This is a genomic window from Mesorhizobium sp. LSJC285A00 (assembly GCF_000503155.1).
In the GTDB taxonomy this organism is placed as follows: Bacteria; Pseudomonadota; Alphaproteobacteria; order Rhizobiales; family Rhizobiaceae; genus Mesorhizobium.
In genome coordinates this window covers 32,239-48,234 of the sequence record NZ_AYVK01000031.1, presented here as the reverse complement: position 1 = coordinate 48,234, position 15,996 = coordinate 32,239, and the positions used below count along the sequence as shown (strand labels likewise).

Annotated in this window: 13 protein-coding genes and 1 riboswitch; of the genes, 4 read left to right on the top strand and 9 right to left on the bottom strand. The window is 58.8% G+C overall.

Annotation, left to right across the window (positions count from 1 at the left end; translation table 11 throughout):
• Positions 1-9 precede the first annotated feature (9 nt).
• Positions 10-381, top strand: a complete 372-nt coding sequence (locus X726_RS1000000170685) for a hypothetical protein (RefSeq protein WP_156940699.1) — start codon at positions 10-12, stop codon at positions 379-381.
• Positions 382-714: 333 nt separating this feature from the next.
• Here the strand turns inward: X726_RS1000000170685 and X726_RS146235 are convergent, their stop codons facing one another.
• The 4 genes from X726_RS146235 to X726_RS146240 form a co-directional block, all read right to left on the bottom strand.
• Positions 715-2,190 carry an NAD-dependent succinate-semialdehyde dehydrogenase gene (locus X726_RS146235; protein WP_023671858.1) on the bottom strand — a complete coding sequence of 492 codons (1,476 nt, stop codon included), beginning with the start codon at positions 2,188-2,190 and terminating at the stop codon, positions 715-717.
• A 153-nt stretch (positions 2,191-2,343) separates the two neighbouring features.
• Positions 2,344-2,637, bottom strand: a complete 294-nt coding sequence (locus X726_RS1000000171880; protein WP_245264066.1) for an insulinase family protein — start codon at positions 2,635-2,637, stop codon at positions 2,344-2,346.
• 88 nt (positions 2,638-2,725) lie between these two features.
• Positions 2,726-3,190, bottom strand: coding sequence for a hypothetical protein (locus tag X726_RS1000000171875; protein WP_245272145.1), 465 nt, complete (start codon positions 3,188-3,190; stop codon positions 2,726-2,728).
• An 816-nt stretch (positions 3,191-4,006) separates the two neighbouring features.
• The gene (locus X726_RS146240) at positions 4,007-4,261 is read right to left on the bottom strand and encodes a hypothetical protein (RefSeq protein ID WP_023671853.1); all 255 of its coding nucleotides are present in this window, start codon (positions 4,259-4,261) and stop codon (positions 4,007-4,009) included.
• 345 nt (positions 4,262-4,606) lie between these two features.
• Here X726_RS146240 and X726_RS146245 point away from each other — a divergent pair, with 345 nt between their 5' ends.
• Positions 4,607-4,819: a cold-shock protein gene (locus tag X726_RS146245; RefSeq protein WP_023671852.1), complete on the top strand. Its 213-nt coding sequence runs from the start codon at positions 4,607-4,609 to the stop codon at positions 4,817-4,819.
• A gap of 224 nt (positions 4,820-5,043) precedes the next feature.
• On the opposite strand, the gene X726_RS146250 is transcribed toward X726_RS146245, so the two are convergent.
• Complete coding sequence (locus X726_RS146250; RefSeq protein WP_023671851.1) at positions 5,044-5,517, bottom strand: MucR family transcriptional regulator; 474 nt, start codon at positions 5,515-5,517, stop codon at positions 5,044-5,046.
• Positions 5,518-6,727: 1,210 nt separating this feature from the next.
• Between X726_RS146250 and X726_RS1000000170675 the strand changes: the two genes are divergently transcribed.
• Entirely contained in the window at positions 6,728-7,681 is a 954-nt protein-coding gene (locus tag X726_RS1000000170675) for a glycosyltransferase family 10 (protein ID WP_156940697.1), read from the top strand.
• 136 nt (positions 7,682-7,817) lie between these two features.
• Here the strand turns inward: X726_RS1000000170675 and X726_RS146255 are convergent, their stop codons facing one another.
• Positions 7,818-8,171, bottom strand: coding sequence for a hypothetical protein (locus tag X726_RS146255; protein ID WP_023671848.1), 354 nt, complete (start codon positions 8,169-8,171; stop codon positions 7,818-7,820).
• Positions 8,172-9,088: 917 nt separating this feature from the next.
• Here X726_RS146255 and X726_RS146260 point away from each other — a divergent pair.
• Positions 9,089-10,144 carry a cytochrome-c peroxidase gene (locus X726_RS146260; protein WP_023671847.1) on the top strand — a complete coding sequence of 352 codons (1,056 nt, stop codon included), beginning with the start codon at positions 9,089-9,091 and terminating at the stop codon, positions 10,142-10,144.
• A gap of 433 nt (positions 10,145-10,577) precedes the next feature.
• Here the strand turns inward: X726_RS146260 and metE are convergent, their stop codons facing one another.
• From metE to metK, 3 genes are all read right to left on the bottom strand, one after another.
• The gene (metE, locus tag X726_RS146265) at positions 10,578-12,998 is read right to left on the bottom strand and encodes a 5-methyltetrahydropteroyltriglutamate--homocysteine S-methyltransferase (protein WP_023671846.1); all 2,421 of its coding nucleotides are present in this window, start codon (positions 12,996-12,998) and stop codon (positions 10,578-10,580) included.
• Between the two features lie 90 nt (positions 12,999-13,088).
• Positions 13,089-13,290, bottom strand: a riboswitch (cobalamin riboswitch).
• Positions 13,291-13,602: 312 nt separating this feature from the next.
• Positions 13,603-14,595, bottom strand: coding sequence for an adenosine kinase (locus tag X726_RS146270; protein WP_023671845.1), 993 nt, complete (start codon positions 14,593-14,595; stop codon positions 13,603-13,605).
• Between the two features lie 184 nt (positions 14,596-14,779).
• The gene (gene metK, locus X726_RS146275; protein ID WP_023671843.1) at positions 14,780-15,955 is read right to left on the bottom strand and encodes a methionine adenosyltransferase; all 1,176 of its coding nucleotides are present in this window, start codon (positions 15,953-15,955) and stop codon (positions 14,780-14,782) included.
• Between the last annotated feature and the right edge of the window lie 41 nt (positions 15,956-15,996).

Genomic DNA, 15,996 nt, shown 5'->3' with positions numbered 1-15,996 from the left:
GATGCATCAGTGAGCTATCCCAATCTCGACCAGATGCGCGGCAATCAAAGCCGCTATCAAACGATAGAGACCAGATTAGCGGACCTGAACCAACGCGTCGTCGACAACCCTGACCTGCGCCTTGGAGGACCGGCCGGCCGATCGCTTCCCAGCCCTTGCTGTTCGTGCCGCAAATGCTGTGTGGGCTCGACTGCGCTGACCATCCTCTTCGGCATCGGGATTTCCGTCCTCCAGCCGGTAAAGGCTGTCATGCGGTTCGACCCGCTTGGTCAAACTGGCGCCCTGGATCGTGCGCCGATCACCAATGCGAATGCCTGCCTGATGGTATCTTCGGTTCTGTGCGAGCCTGTACCGCGCGGCCGTCGGCCGAACAACAACTGAGCTACTGACAATCGGAATATGGCAGGTCAAATTCTGCCCACGAAAACCAGCGTTCACGAAGCTATGGTGCACAAGCTTCCAACCATACCCGCGCAACGACAGCCCGTCGCCTGTAGATAGTCGGCGAGGGCCACTAAATCGCAAGCGTATCCTCCGTACATTGCGCGCCGTCTTCGCCGACATGCAGACGCTTGTCTCGTCGAGAGGCGCTCCTCAGGAATGCGTGTTGCTCGGGTACGGAGCCGCCCCTCAGTTCCCGATCGATCCTACAATTCACATATTTGGAGATCGCTCGCTAGGCTACCCCGTCTGTGAATCCTCCAAGCCGATGCTTCAGATGCCGCCCATGCAGAGATATTTCATTTCGAGGTAGTCCTCGAGGCCATGGCGGGATCCCTCCCGCCCGATCCCGGACTGTTTTATCCCACCGAACGGCGCCGCTTCCGAAGACATCCGGCCGGTATTTACCCCGACCATTCCATATTCCAAGGCCTCGGCGACACGCCAGACACGCTTCAGGTTAGAGGCATAAAAATAGGCCGCGAGGCCGTAGATCGTTTCATTGGCATCACGCACGACCTGATCGGCATCTTTGAAGCGAATAATCGGTGCGAGCGGCCCGAATGTCTCTTCGCGCGCGACGGTCATCTCGCTGGTGACACCGGTCAGGACCGTTGGTTGGAAAAACGTGCCATTCGTGCCGATGCGTTTGCCCCCGCATCGAATTGCGCCGCCTTTAGCTACGGCATCGGCAATATGGGACTCAATCTTGGCCAAAGCCTTCTTGTCGATGAGGGGTCCTATGTCCACTCCGAGCGCGAAACCGTCACCAACTTGAAGCTGGCGAGCCCGTTCAACGAATTTCTCGACGAACTCGTCGTGAACGCCCGACTGGAGGTAAAGGCGGTTCGCTGAAACGCAGGTCTGGCCGGCATTGCGGTACTTCGCCTGGATGGCACCGTCCACCGCGGCATCGATATCGGCGTCATCGAAAACGATGAAAGGTGCATTGCCGCCGAGCTCTAGGCTGACTTTTTTGATCTGGTCTGAGCACTGGCGCATGAGCAAGCGCCCGATCTCAGTAGACCCGGTGAAGCTGATCTTGCGGACCTTGGGATTTGTGCAAAGTTCGCGGCCGACCGCGTCACCTTCGGATGCGTAGATCAGGTTGACGACGCCTTCGGGAAAGCCTGCCTGATGGGCGAGGGCGAACATTGCTCCAGCCACGAGCGGCGTCTGTTCAGCGGGCTTGAGGACGATCGTGCAGCCCGCCGCCAAGGCTGGGGAGATTTTGCGCGCCACCATCGAGGCCGGGAAATTCCATGGTGTTATCGTGCCCACGACCCCGATGGGCTGCTTGATCACCAGCATTCGGCGGTCGGCCGATGGTGCGGAGATCGTCTCGCCATAGACGCGATTTGCCTCCTCGGCGTACCATTGCAGATACGCCGCAGCATGCGATATCTCCGACTTGGCCTCGGCAAGCGGCTTGCCCATCTCCGCGGTGAGAATTGCAGCGAGATCGTCGGCGTGGTCGATGATCAACTGATGCCATCGCCATAGAACGTCGCTGCGCTCACGTGCGGTAAACCCTGCCCATCCAGGCTGCGCGACATAGGCCTTGTCGATCGCAACGCATGTCTCCTCGACGTCCATGTCGGGTAGTTCTGCCAGCACTTCGCCGGTCGACGGGTTGAGAACCTCAAATGTCCGCTCGCCCATCCGCGTGCCAAGTGCCGGCAGGCGATCGATGGGTCCAAACAGGTCAGGGGATCGCAGGTGACGGATCATCGGCAGGCACAGGGGCAATATCCGATTCCTCCTAAACGCAGCAGGTGTATATAGCAGGTGCGGTGTGTATTCCGGACGTAAAGGTTCCTTATAGGGCCTCGGCCATACAGCTAGCAGACCACGGTACCCAAGTGGGAGGGAGAATACGCTACAAGACGCCTAGCGGTTCTACTAGTCGGGCTCGACCGGTCGGTTGCGCGGTGGCAGGTCCGGCCCGCGCGCAACCTTGCCATAGGTCTTCGCGGCCAGCGCCTTCACCGTCTCAGGCTCTGCGTCGCCGGCCACCACCAGCACGGCGTTGTTCGGTCGGCGGTATTCGTTGCACATCGTGAACCGATCGGTGCCGTTCAGCTTCTCCATCTCCTGCGTCCAGCCGTTCACCGGAATGCGGTAGGGCTGATTCGGCCGCAACGTCGCGTTGACCTCCTCGTCCACCAGACCTGAGGGTCCGTCTCTCTGCGCCAACGGCGCTCCTCCAGGATCACGTTTCGCTCGGTCTCGATATCATCGTCGTTGAGAATGAGGTTGAACATGCCATCGGCCTCGAAGCCCATCATCTCGCCCAAAGCGATTTATAGGCAATGAGGGCGGTATTGTAGCCGCTGACTGAGACGGCTCCGTCGAACTCGCTGTCGGGGCGGTTGGGCGTCGCCCTGAAGATCAGACGCTCGAGGGAAGGGGCAAGTTCCGTTTTGCCCAATGGCTCGTCGGCGCTGCGGACCTTGTGCCAGATCATGTGAGTGACGATTTGCGCGGGGTCATGTCGACCGTTCCATGCCATCATCGAGCAGGAAATCTTGCCGCCGTCGGTGGCGGCCAGAGCCGGAGCGGTCGTCGCCAGGCCAGGGCGGTGGCAGTGAACGGCTTGCGCAGCCAGGGGGTGATCGATGGCTCCGGTTGGAAAGGCAAGTTTCGAGGCAGTGATTTGTTCCTCATTTTCATGAACGGGCTGCGTCTTCGATCCCGTGGGAGGATCGCGGGCAGGCCGAGCCAGATGAATCATGCGGCCAAGGCTCACTCGAGCCTCATTTTGGGATGGGCCCAGAGACCGGCGGCGGTGTTCTTGGCGGGATGGTCATTGGAGGGATTTTCCTTGATCCGCGACGCCTTGCGGACGACCACGCATGCACCGTGCCAGATCAGAAAAACGGTCGAGGCATGTGGACAAGTCAGTCTGACATGTTGTGCATCCGACATTGTGGGCCATCGGCCAGGGCTGAAGGCGACGCGAGCACGGCTGAGAATATCTTCTTCATTTGGAAGACGATTCGGCGCGCTGCTGGGCAAGGGGTACAGGATGCGCTCCGAAGGCCGCTGCACTGACGGTCAGAATTGAGATGTTGGGAGCTCCAGCGGATCGCTCTCCTCAAAGTCAGACCGGGGCGGTGCTGAAGGGGAGAGGCGTGAGCACCGTATCTAAGTCGGCCGCGGAGCCTGCTCGCGCGCGAAGACGGACGTGATCAAAAAACGGCGAGTGGCGACATTCGCGAGGCGCTGGCAAACGAGATCGTACTCGGCGGGAAAAACGATGCCGTTGCTCTCGTCTGGCGTGATGGCCTGACGCGAGGCGGTTGAACAGTGATGAGTTGCTGCGGAAAGGGGAGTGTTTTCGCGGGACCTTGGTCAACGTAAGAAACAAACGTCGAGCTCGCCTTGGATGGGGGCATGCAGCACATTTGCCGCCGCAGGACAGCAGCACGGAAGCTGTCCGCGCTTGCCGTCGTCCCTGGGAACCAAACAGCAGAATTTAGCGGTCGCAATTGATTTCATGTGCGTAAAATACCGCCTGGTGCGCTCGGCTGCAAATGCATGCCTGGCGGAGTGGTCGCTTAGGTCAAGAGCATCGCGTGAGTAACAGCCTGACCTTGCTCAATCTGATGCGCGCTAACCGCCTCGCCGGATTGTGGAACTGCTCGCGGGTGGCTTCTACCACAAACAGCAAGGTCATGAAATCAAGCAGGAAGTCGTCAATCGCTTGGGCGATTGTTTCTGACTTGCCCTTGAACTGGTCCAGCAAAACGCGCGCGCTATCGATCGCTTCCACGCTGGTCGCATCGATCAACCCCTCGACCCTCTTGAAACAATCCAACTCGAACTCCTTAAAGCGCTTCCAAGCCGTTATGCACGAAGGCAGCTCCGTGAACTACCCGGCCTTTTGACCTGGCGGCACGAGCAGCGGTCGGCCTTACGTCCCGCGCCTCCAAACACGAGCCATCGACGTGGCGCTGAGGAGCGTTGGAAGAAATTGGGCGCTTCCGGGCACGCTCGAGCGGTAGTGTAGGACAGTGCTTTCTGGCGGCTACGCCCGCAATGGAGTGCGCCAGCTGATCGGGGCTTAACAATTTTTCGCTTTTTGCTGCGCCCAACTCTCGGCTATGACTCGGACAGGCCTAATGGCCTGCCCACGTTGCATTGTAGAAGAAGGAACAAGTATATGACGACTGGAACGGTAAAGTGGTTCAACAGCACCAAGGGGTTTGGATTTATCCAGCCTGACAATGGCGGTCCGGATGTTTTCGTCCACATTTCCGCTGTCGAACGCGCGGGCCTCTCGACCCTCGCTGACGGCCAGAAGATCAACTATGAGATCGAGCAGGACCGCCGCACTGGCAAGTCCTCAGCTGGCAGCCTGAGCAAAGCTGGTTGAAATTTTCTCCTGCGAAGTCGCAAGAGTGGGCGTGTAGGTGCGGAGCTCTCACTGCCGCTCGATAGGAACGAGCAAAAAATGAGGGCAGCAGATTGCTGCATCGTCGCGAATTCCTCATGAAACAAAGTTGTTGAAAAGGAAGGCGGGGTTGGCCCCGCCTTTTTTTGTGACGCGCAGATCAAGCCGATGGCTGGAACGCAGCAGAAGAATTTCAATTGCCGCAATCAAGCCGCGACCTTCTTGCGAGTTCGCTTCGTTGGCACCGGCGCTTCCGGCTCTTTCGGCGCTTTCGGTTTGCGGCCGAGCCCCATCGTTTTGGCCAATGACGAACGCTTCGCGGCGTAGTTCGGCGCCACCATGGGATAATCAACAGGCAGGCCCCATTTGGCGCGATATTCACCCGGCGTCAGCGCATAGTGGGTCGACAGATGGCGCTTTAAAGATTTGAATTTCCTCCCGTCCTCAAGGGAGATGATGTAGTCCGGTGTCACCGACTTCCTGATCGGGACTGCGGGCGTAAGGGCAACCGGCTCTTGTGCAGAGACACCTCCGGCCGTCGCTCTCAGAGCCGCATGCACTTGGCCGATGAGGGCAGGGAGATCCCCCACCGGGATCGGATTGTTGGAGACGTAGGCCGACACGACATCGGCGGCAAGCTCAATGAGGGTGTCGACGTTTTTTCCGGCTTCTTCTGTCATGAAACTCTCCAGGCGGTGAAACATAGTCAGCGAAGCGTCGCTTCATAGGGCCGGTTGCCGCTGAAAGCAACAATGTCTCTGACTGCGTTATTGCCAATGCTCGTCCAGAAGCGACATCGATGCGCCATATTTCGCGGCGTGACCGCTGAGCCACTCGTTGTTGGCGACCCTGCCGAGGTGCGTGGCGCGTGCCGCTCTAACTTAGCGCCGAAGTTGCTAGTAGCCTCGAGGCTAAGCGCGCTGTTTTTGTCTCGCTTTGCTTCTTTGCACTGTGAAATCGACGGATAGTGGTCGCTTGATGGTGGGCGTCAGGGACGATGGAACAAACGTTCATTGGCAATGGCCAAAGTGATGTAAGTTCATCGCCGGTGAACCGCTCTTGCAAAGGGGCTGGGAACCGCCGCTGATAAACTTAGGACATCGATGTATTTCGAGGCGTTTCTTAGCCGGTCCTAGAGAGGCGGCAATGGCTGCGGATGACACCTGTTCCACGATATCAAACAGCGCGGCGACCGGCAGCTTCTCGAATCTGGAGCGGCTTCTCGCAAGTTGGCGCCGCGCCGAGAGGCCGGGCAAGGACAGTGAGCCGCCTGCATCAATCATACGCATCAACCAGCCAGCGACGCGTCCTCATACAGAATGCCGCGACCGGCCGTGTGATCTCGCCGGTAGTCGCCGAGGCCCTCTGCATGAAGCCTCCGGATGTGCTGACGATCAACCAGGCCAGAAAGGTCGACGTCCTGAAGCAGGGATGACATGAGTTTGCCACTATGCGCAGGCTTGCCATGCCCTTCCCCGGCATTTTGCGGGGCCTGTGAGTTGGGCAAGCTCGGCACTTCGATCGACTTGGCGTCACCCGGCTCATCGCCATCACGCGTTTCGGTCTGGTCCTACGCCGTGACGTTGACTCCGTTCGCGATGCCATTGCTGCCGTGGAGAACGGCCGAGGCGGAAGGGCTGATCAACCGCCTGAAGACGATCAAATGTACCATTAGGCAGCGCCGGCTGCGAACTCCTTAGGCACGCATGCTGCCACTCAGCCGGCCTGATCACCACACGAAGCGAGGAAGAACCTGGTCAAGTGCAAAGCGACAATTGCCTCGACAGCAGGTCCCGGAAGGTTTATGCTGCCCGATGTTGCCGCAATCCTAAATGGCGATTGAGTACCTTCACGAGTGAAGGGAGTGGAACTGCTTTGTCGGCGAAATTGTTGACGGAACGCCCGGCGCCCATTGTTGCTACATGTCTAGATTCTTGGGGCGTTTTGGATGATGCAATCCACCACCTCACTCCAAAGGGCAGTGGAATCTGGAACAATGTCGCTTTTGTACGCACGACATCCTTCGTGCCCGATTGGCATATTGTCTTTAACTCTGCTTCTCTTTTTGGGCTCCCTGTTGATATCGAGGCGAGCCCCAACAGGACAATTTTTGCAATCGGCGAACCGCCGACGAAAGCTCATCGTGCATTTCATGAAGGGCAGGGGAAAAATACTATCGTCCTGACGTCTGACGCAGAGCTGGTTGCTCGGCAGAATGCAGCGCGCCGATTCGTTTTGTCTCCACCGATCACTCGGTCTTGGTCTGTAAACAAGACATATGACCAACTTCTGGTCAGCGAAGTCATGGATAAGCCACTTCGGCTCTCATGGATTACCAGTAACATCGCCCTGCTTAAAGGACATCGGTATCGGCTGGCGTTTCTGGAACGGCTAAGAAAGGAGCTCGATTTTGACCTGTTCGGCCGAGGTTTTCGGCTGATTGGAGATAAATGGAACGCACTCGCACCTTATCGCTACAGTATAGCGTTCGAGAATACTCGTGCTGATTACTATTTTACAGAGAAGCTTATGGACTGCTTCGTCGCTGAAACAATGCCGATCTATTACGGCAGCCCGGCAATCACGAGGTTCTTCCCTTCGGACTCTATGGTTCTGATTGACCCAGAGGACAAGAACGTAATCCAAAAAATTCAAGAAATTATCAACTCAGACCTCTGGAAGGAACGTCGCGGCGCAATAAGAGAGGCGAAGCGGCTAGTCCTCGAGAAATACAATACGTTTGCCTATCTCGCGGGCTTCATCGAAAGCGTTCAGGATAAACCCTTACCGCCAGAAATTATACACATCGAATCGCCTGAAGTTGATTTTTCGATAGACGAATGAAGTACTCCAGCGCTCGCTCCGCGTGCCCGGCGGTTGGTGGTCTCACGAGATCGGTGCGGAACGCCCGGCGGAGAATGCCTGCTGCGCAAACGGGCCGGCACGGGCGCACAAGGTCATGCGCCCCGGCTGCCGCTAATCAGACGAACTGGGGAAGGCCAGGAACGGAATTGAGGACCTCGTCCACGAGTTCGTCGCCGGCATGTTCCTTGGCGCAGGCGATCGTCTCGTTGGCGAGGGCGGCGATCTTTGCCATGCTGAGACCCTCACTCATCAATTGCTGCCCGAGCCCCATAAGGCCGCCACCCTCTGGGTCGTCCCCATGATACTTCGCTACTAATTCCGAAGCTCCCGGAATGGCCTCGATCATGCGCGCGCCGGGACCGTCGGCCGCGTGGCTCCGCAGGAAACCCAGCATTAACCCAACGGCCTTCTCTGCGACAGCCGGGCCGATGCCGGCACCAGTGGCGATGCGCGGTAAGATTTCTTCCATGCAGGGTCTCTCTCTCTCTCTCTCTGATTACGTTTACAAGGGGCCGGTCCGGCGCCCCGCGCCTTTGGCCGAACCACAATTGAACTCCACAAAATAGGCCAGCGGAGGTGCTATTGCGCCTAAAACCGCCTCTGTCAACGCAAGCTGCGTCGGACGTGCGTGTTTCCCAAACCGAAGATCATTCCAATTCACTTCATTACGCACTGGCAACCGCACAGTTTGCCGTGGCTCGCTTATGAGCCAATGCCCCGCGCCCGTCAAATGATGACGACAACATCGTCATCGCCTAGGATCTGTGGATCAAGGTGTGAGGCAGTTGCAGCGGGTGGACCTGCTCAAGCGCCGCGCCATCCTCGCGTGATGGGATGTTCGTAGAAGCGGAGCTATATGCCGGTGTGACGATCGATGAAGGCAGAACGGCTATTCCGCTACGACCTCCATACTGTCGCATAGACCGTCGCTGCTTAGGTATTGAAACCGCCATCGCTGGTGACATCACAATGTGCAGTCGGCGGGTGTCGACAAGGCCGATTCACGCAATCAGCAGGTCAGGAGGAACGAATGAACCCTGACGTTTCAGAAGCTCACTTTTCGCAAGGCGTGCAGCGCATATCGTGCAAGAGATTGCCAGTCTTGCGGATGCTGTCGACTTTCTCAACCTTGGCTGGAAGATCGCAGTGACCGAATCTACGAAGCCGCCCTCAGGGCGTGCTTTGATGCATAAAACCGGTTGCCAACCAGGGATACTCCTCCTCCCTGAAGTCCAATCGAGAAGAGCGATCACTTCCAAGAGGGTCCCAGCTCAGCTGCGAAAACAGGTGTGAGACCCCGTCCTCTCCCTCAAGCTGATCTAGCTCAGGGCGTTCATGAGCCGCAGATCGCATAATGGCTGCGTGGACGACGCAGGAAGACCAATTATGAAAATCCTATTCAGTACGATGGCTGTCACCTTGCTGGCACCCACCGCCTTTGCTGCGGATTGGATCCCCACCGACCTCAGAGATACGGCATTGGCCACCTTCACGGCTTTGCCATCCACCACGCCGACAGTCGCCAATAACCCGATCACCCCGGAAAAGATCGCTCTCGGCAAGGCACTGTTCTTCGATCCACGCGTCTCGGCGTCAGGCGTCTTGTCGTGCAATTCATGCCACAACCTGGCCACCGGCGGCGACGACAATCACGAAACCTCGATTGGCCATGGTTGGCAGAAGGGACAGCGCAACGCGCCGACTGTACTGAACGCTGTCTTCAATATCGCCCAGTTCTGGGATGGTCGTGCCGAAGACCTGAAGGCTCAGGCGAAGGGACCGGTCCAAGCCGGGATCGAAATGGCCAATACACCGGGCCAACTCATCGCCACTCTCAAGTCCATGCCGCAATATGTCGAGTGGTTCGATGCAGCTTTTCCGGCTGAAGCCGATCGGGTCACCTTCGACAACTTCGCCAAGGCGATCGAAGCCTTCGAGGCGACACTGGTCACACCTGCCCCGTTCGACAGCTTCCTGAATGGTGATGAGGTTGCCATGACTTCCGAACAGAAACAGGGCCTGGTGCTTTTCATGGACAAAGGCTGCTCGTCCTGCCATGCCGGCATCAACGTTGGTGGGCAAGCCTATTACCCATTCGGCCTCGTGGAACGGCCCAGCGCCGAAGTCCTGCCGGACAAAGACAAGGGCCGATTTGAGGTCACCAATGCAGCCGACGATTCCTATGTCTTCCGCGTGGCGCCGCTGCGCAACGTTGCACTCACCGCGCCATACTTTCATTCGGGCAAGGTTTGGGATCTGAAACAGGCCGTCGCCATTATGGGGACCACCCAGCTCGGCGTAGTACTGGCGGACGAAGAAGTTGACCTGCTTGTTGCCTTCCTCAACTCGCTGACCGGAGAGGCACCTGACGTCGCCTATCCCATCTTACCCTCAGAAACGGCGACAACGCCCCGGCCTGTAACGCAGATCTCAGGAAAATAAGGGCCAACTGGCCGCGGACTCGCAATCGAAAATGATTGGCGATTTTTACTTGGCGACACGAATTGCGACGTCCATCTCCGAATTGGCGGGACGCTAGCGATACCCGAACCCTGCCACCTCGCCCGTAGTCTGCGCGATCAACTGGGGGCGGACAGACGCAGCACCATATATTGTCCTGAGCGAACGCGCCAAGCAGTCTACTTTGAGAAACGACGCGTGTCCGATTTGTTCGAGGCGCGGGGCCTGTATGTCCCCAAGGAACCAATATTATAGCGTAGTGCCACATTTATATTTCTGCGGGATTAAGACACGTGCCGTAGGGAAATTGCACATTTGCGCCGAGTGGCTCATTTCCAAGAGTGTGCCGGTTTGGCATGTTCACGGCCGACAGGAGCCAGCCGGTAGCTCACCACACGGTGAGGAAGGAGAAGCCTCAGGCCACTTTCTCCCGGAGCGCGCGCGCTGCAGCGACCATGTTAATGAGGGCAGGGCGGACCTCCTCCCACTTGCGTGTTTTGAGGCCACAGTCCGGGTTTACCCACAGTTGGCCGTCGGACAGTCGCTCGCGGGCAAGCATGATTAGGTCCGAAATCTCGCAGACCTCCGGCACACGTGGTGAGTGAATGTCATAGACGCCGGGACCGATCTCGTTCGGATATTTGGAGCTCGTGAAGGCGTCCAGCAGTTCCATCTTGGAGCGCGACGTCTCAATCGAATGANTCGTTCGGATATTTGGAGCTCGTGAAGGCGTCCAGCAGTTCCATCTTGGAGCGCGACGTCTCAATCGAATGACATCCGCATCCATTCCAGCGATCGCGTCGATGATCTCGTTGAACTCCGAATAGCACATGTGGGTATGGATTCGAGTCGCGTCCTTTACACCCGTTGAAGCGATCCGGAAGCATTCGACAGCCCAGTCGAGATAGGCTTTCCAGTCAGATTGGCGCAGTGGCAATCCTTCGCGAAACGCGGCCTCATCGATCTGGATCATCCTTGCGCCGGACCTTTCGAGATCCGTCACTTCGTCGCGGATGGCGAGCGCGATCTGGCGGCAGGCTTCGGAGCGGGGTACGTCGTCTCGAACAAAGGACCAGTTGAGAATGGTCACTGGGCCTGTGAGCATTCCCTTCACAGGCTTTTCCGTAAGCGACTGGGCGAATTGCCACCAGCGCACCGTCATCGGATTGCGCCTCGATACGTCCCCGAAGATGATGGGGGGACGCACGTAGCGCGACCCATAGCTTTGCACCCAGGCATGCTGAGTGAAGGCGAAGCCGGACAGCTGCTCGCCGAAATGCTGTACCATATCGTTTCGTTCGAACTCACCGTGCACCAGCACGTCCAGCCCGATCTCTTCCTGCCAACGAATTGCTGACTCGATCTCCTTCTTCAGGAAAATCTCGTAGTCGACATAACTGAGCTGGCCCTTCGCATGAGCGGACCGCGCGCGGCGTACCTGCGGCGTCTGCGGGAAGGACCCGATTGTCGTCGTCGGGAACGGCGGCAGCCCGAGCGTGCCGGCCTGGACTCTGGAGCGCTCGCCAAAAGCGCTCTCTCGTCGTTTCATGCTATGGTCAATGCTGGCGATCCGCCCCTCAACAAGCGGGTCATGGATCTTCGTGGACGTCAAGCGAGTGGCGGCAGCCTCGGCAGAAGCTTTCAACGCGGCTGCCACCGCATCCCTGCCTTTGGAAAGGGCCCGGGCCAGCAAGACCAGCTCGTCGGTCTTCTGGGCCGCGAAGGCGAGCCACGACCTGATGTCGGCCTCGAGTTCCGTCTCCATGCGCAGGTCAATCGGCACATGCAGCATCGAGCAAGAAGGCGCGATTTCGACGCGGTCCAAGGGCCAGCCGGCGACGATCGGTTTGATGCGGTCGAGAATGGCGGGCAGGTTCGCACGCCAGACGTTGCGGCCATCGATCAAGCCGAGCGAGAGCACCAGATCCTTCGGAGCGAGCCGACCCACCATTTCCAGCTGCTCGGGAGCGCGCACGAGATCAATATGCAGGCCGGCCAGGGGCAGAGAAACCGCGGTTTCGAGATTGTCTCCCAGCGACCCGAAATACGTAGCCAGCATGATCTTCAGCTCGGGCGCGGCTTTCGACAGCTGGCCATAGGCGAATTCGAACGCAGCTCGTTCGTTCGGGTTCAGATCGAGGACAAGCGCTGGCTCATCGATCTGCACCCAGTCGGCTCCCGACAGCTTCAGCCTCTGCAGGACTTGCTCGTAAACGGGCAGCAGCCGCGGTAGGAGCGCGATGGGACCGAACCCTTCGGCACGCGATTTCGCCAGCTTGAGGAAGGTGATGGGTCCAAGGATGACTGGGCGTGTGTGAATGCCGAGAGCTTTAGCCTCGAGGAAGTAATCGACCGGCTTCGATGACGAGAGGGCGAACGTCTGATCATCATCGAGTTCCGGCACAATGTAGTGGTAGTTGGTGTCAAACCACTTGGTCATTTCCATCGCGGTTACACCAGGTCCATGAGCCTCCTCCTGGTGACCGGCGTGTCCACAATCCTCCGTCTGACCCTGGTTGCCGCGCGCCATTGCGAAGTAGATGTCAAGTGGGACCTCGCCGCTATTCCAGCCGTACCGGGATGGAATGGCCCCGACCATGGCTGCGGTGTCGAGCACATGGTCGTAAAGCGAGAAGTCGTTCGACGGGATTTTCGACACGCCGCGATCGCGCTGCTCTTCCCAGCTAGCGGCTCGGAGCGCCTTCGACGTCGCAAGAAGGTCGCCAGCGGACGATGTTCCGGACCAGTAGCTTTCGAGGGCAAATTTCAGTTCTCGCCGACGACCGAAGCGCGGCACGCCGAGCGTTGCTACAGGAATTTGCTGAGAGACAGTCATGTCATACCCCGATGGTTGGGGGCGTCGGTGACAAGGAAGGCGCTAGCAGGCCGGCACGCCGGTTGCAGCGGCCACCGAGACACCCCGCCCGTGGACGTAATTCGCCGTGGCAGGTCTCTGGCTCGCGGGGTCATAGCCTCTACCCGTCTTCCCGAGGGTATTCGCCTCAGTGACATGAGTGGATTGGCTCGCCGCTAACAGTTGCGGGGGCAGCGCCGGCATCGCACCGGCTTCCCTCTTAGCTTCGCTGCGGCAGCGCCGCACGCGAAGAACCACGACACGCAGACAATCACAACAATCCGCTCTCCTGTCAATGACGCATAACCAAATGTTTATGTCGTTATGCGATCGCGCTTTTACGCTTGTCTAACATTGTGAAATATTCAGTCGCCCATTGGCTGCGCTGCTGCGCTGCCACCATTGTCCAACTAATGGATTCCTGTCGGGCTGCGACATCCCTCGCAGGTCGCCCATGAAGGATTTCGGACAAGACTTCAAGCGCGTGACAACGTCGTTAGAATGCAGAAGATCGCAGCGAGCTTTGACACAGTTCCGCCACTGCGGTCATCGCGTCAGTAGGGCGGCTGGTTAGTTGCCCGCGCATCTACAGCAACCCAGCCCGTTCCGCCTCGCGGCGCAAATTCTGCCGCGGCCTTGGCCCGAGCTGCTGGATCACCAGCCCGGCTGCCAGCGACCCGAGATCGCCGCAATCCTGCAGGCTGCGTCCGGTCGTGTAGCCGTAGAGTAAGCCAGCGGCGTAGAGGTCGCCGGCGCCGGTGGTGTCGACCAGCTCGCGGATCGTCGTCGCCTGGATGGTGACGGTCTCGTCGCCGCGCACGATCACCGAGCCTTTTTCGGAACGGGTGACGGCGGCAATCTTGCAGTCCTTGCGGATCTGAGCCAGCGCCTCGTCGAAGGATTTTGTCTGGTAGAGCGACTTGATCTCGTGGCTGTTGGCAAAGACGATGTCGACAGTGCCCGAGCGCATCAGCTCGAGGAACTCGTCCCGGTAGCGGTCGACGCAGAACGAATCCGACAACGTCATCGACACTTCGCGTCCGGCCTCGTGTGCGAGCTTCGCCGTCTGCCGGATCGCCTCCTTGGCGCGCGGCGGATCCCACAGATAGCCCTCGAAATAGGTAACCTTGGCGCCGGATGCCTTGTCGGCCTCGACATCCTCAGGGCCAAGCTCGACGCAGGCGCCGAGATAGGTGTTCATCGAGCGCTCGCCGTCGGGCGTGACGAAGATCATAGAGCGCGCCGTCGGCGGCTCGCCCTTGAGTGGCCTGGTGTCGAAGGCGACACCCTGTGCATGGATATCGTGCGCATAGATTTCGCCCAGCGCATCGTTGGAGACCTTGCCGAAGAAGGCGGCGCGTCCGCCGAAGCTGGCTACGCCGGCCGCCGTGTTGCCGGCACTGCCGCCGGAGGCCTCGATCGCCGGGCCCATGCGGCTGTAGAGCAGTTCGGCGCGGCGCGTGTCGATCAGGTTCATCGCGCCCTTGATGATGCCGTTGATCTCGAGGAATGCCTCGTCGCACTGGGCGATGATGTCGACAATGGCATTGCCGATGCAAAGCACGTCATAATCCGGCATCAATGTCTNCCTCGTCGCACTGGGCGATGATGTCGACAATGGCATTGCCGATGCAAAGCACGTCATAATCCGGCATCAATGTCTCCGCCAAAAAACCCGAGCCGGCTTCTCGCCACGCCTGCCAGGCGCGGGTCTGCCCGGTGGAAATGGGCTTTCCGCTTGCCAATCCGTTCGCCTGCGGCTCTCACGGGGCGGCGAGTCCTGCCTCGCGACGCAATTCGTCCGCCCTGTCTGTCTTCTCCCAGGTGAAATCAGGCTCTTCACGGCCGAAATGGCCATAGGTCGCTGTATTGCGATATATAGGGCGTAAGAGATCAAGCATCTTGATAATGCCTTTCGGTCTGAGATCGAACAACTCAAGAATGAGGCGCTCGATCCTGCTTTCCTCAACCCTGGCTGTCCCGAACGTGTTGACCATGACGGAAACCGGACTGGCCACGCCGATTGCGTAAGCAAGCTGCACCTCGCACACGTCCGCAAGTCCGCTAGCGACGATGTTCTTTGCGACATAGCGGGCTGCATAGGCAGCCGAGCGGTCAACCTTGGACGGGTCCTTGCCCGAGAAGGCGCCGCCGCCATGACGACCCGTCCCGCCATAGGAATCGACGATGATCTTGCGTCCAGTGAGACCGCAGTCGCCGCGCGGCCCGCCGACTACGAACCGCCCCGTCGGGTTGACCAGAATTCTGACGCCTTCCGTCTCCAGGTGGGTCGGCAGGACAGGCTTTATGATTTCCTCAATGACGCCCTCGCGGACAGTCTCTTGCGAGACCTGCTCGTCATGTTGCGTCGACACGACGATGGTATCCAGGGCGACCGGGCGCAACCCCTCATAGCGCACTGAGACTTGGGATTTCATGTCAGGACGCAACCAGCCAAGCTGTTGTGCCTTCCGGACATACGCCTGCCGTTTCGTCAAGCGATGAGCGAGCTGGATCGGCAAAGGCATCAGGGTATCGGTTTCGCGGCATGCGTAGCCGAACATGAGGCCCTGATCTCCCGCTCCCTGCTGGAGGTCTTGCCCTCTTCCCTCGTCAACGCCTTGGCTGATGTCGGGCGATTGCTCGGTGAGGGCATGAACGACGGAGCAACGCCGGCCGTCAAAGCCGACGGCCTCGTCGTCGTACCCAATGTCGAGAATCGTATCGCGCGCAACTTGGCTGTAATCCACCTGGGCATCGCTGGTGATCTCGCCAGCCAGAACGACTATCCCTGATTTTACCAACGCTTCACAGGCGACGCGCGCCTTGGGATCTGTGCGGAGGATGGCATCGAGGATGGCATCCGAGATGTTGTCGGCCAACTTATCCGGGTGCCCCGCGCCAACCGATTCGGAAGAGAACACGAACTGCCTAGCCATGAATACCTCGCTTCGGATGTTGGATGTGGTATGGGCATTTT